A 977-nucleotide genomic window follows, 5' to 3' on the forward strand; every position below is an offset into this window, starting at 1 on the left:
ACTGACGAAAACTCTTACTCGTATAATGACAACCCTGATCACTATGGAATAGCACCCGCTTTGGATTACCTCGGCTTTCATAAGCCATTCTCAAAGCCTTTTTCGTTAGTTCACTATCTGGTCGAGCGGATGTTGCCCAACCAACAACTTTGCGAGCATAAAGGTCAATAACAACAGCTAGATAGAGCCAACGAGAGCCGCACCAAACATAGGTAACATCACCACACCAAACTTGATCTGGTGCTTTTGTGCTAAATGCTCTTTTCAATAGATTCGGTATGCTTAAGTGCTCTTTTTCTGCCTTGGCATACTTATGTGTTGGCATTTGACGACTGACTAATCCTTTTTGTTTCATTAGCTTACTCACCAACCAGCGACTTGCTTTGAAGCCAGACTTTGCAAGCAGCTGAACTAAAGTTCGTTGACCTGCGGAGCCATGGCTTAGCCCAAACCAACGTTTCATTTCAGCAATTAAACGTAGTCGCTCTGGCGCTATAGTATTTGGTGTTTCACGCCAATATCGGTAACTACTACGCTGTATTTTAAATACCCTGCACAAGCGCGTCACTGGCCAGCTCTCTTGAAGGGAGCGGATCAGCGCAAACCTTTGATGGAGTCCTGCATCAAGAGAGCTGAAGCCTTTTTTAAGATCTCATTGTCCTCTTCTAGGCGCTTGAGTTTACGCTCAAGTTCGCGAATCTTAAGTTGATCTGGGGTCAGAGGAGTCGCGCTTGTGAGATTACCGTTACGCTCTTCTTTTAGCTGGCGTGCCCACTTATCGACAGTAGATTTACCTAGCCCCATAGCATCAGCAACGTCTCTCACAGAGCGTTGTTCATCGACGACTTGTTGAGCGACTTCGAGTCTAAATTCAGGAGAATAAGTTGGACGAGTTCTTTTTGTCATATTTGCACCTAATCAGTTATGGTGATTCTATCACCTCTAATCAGGTGGCCAAATTTATTGTGCCACTACAA

2 protein-coding genes are annotated in these 977 nt (G+C 44.7%); both read right to left on the reverse strand.

Going from position 1 to position 977, the window contains the following annotated elements:
• The coding region (locus tag HG263_RS22110) for an IS3 family transposase (protein WP_343044030.1) at window positions 1–568 on the reverse strand (568 nt) is incomplete at its 3' end.
• Window positions 569–594: 26 nt separating this feature from the next.
• On the reverse strand, window positions 595–906 hold the full coding sequence (locus tag HG263_RS22115; protein ID WP_171628234.1) for a transposase: 312 nt from the start codon (window positions 904–906) through the stop codon (window positions 595–597).
• Window positions 907–977 lie beyond the last annotated feature (71 nt).

Origin of the sequence: Pseudoalteromonas caenipelagi, from assembly GCF_013140855.1 — a bacterium.
Lineage (GTDB): Bacteria > Pseudomonadota > Gammaproteobacteria > Enterobacterales > Alteromonadaceae > Pseudoalteromonas > Pseudoalteromonas caenipelagi.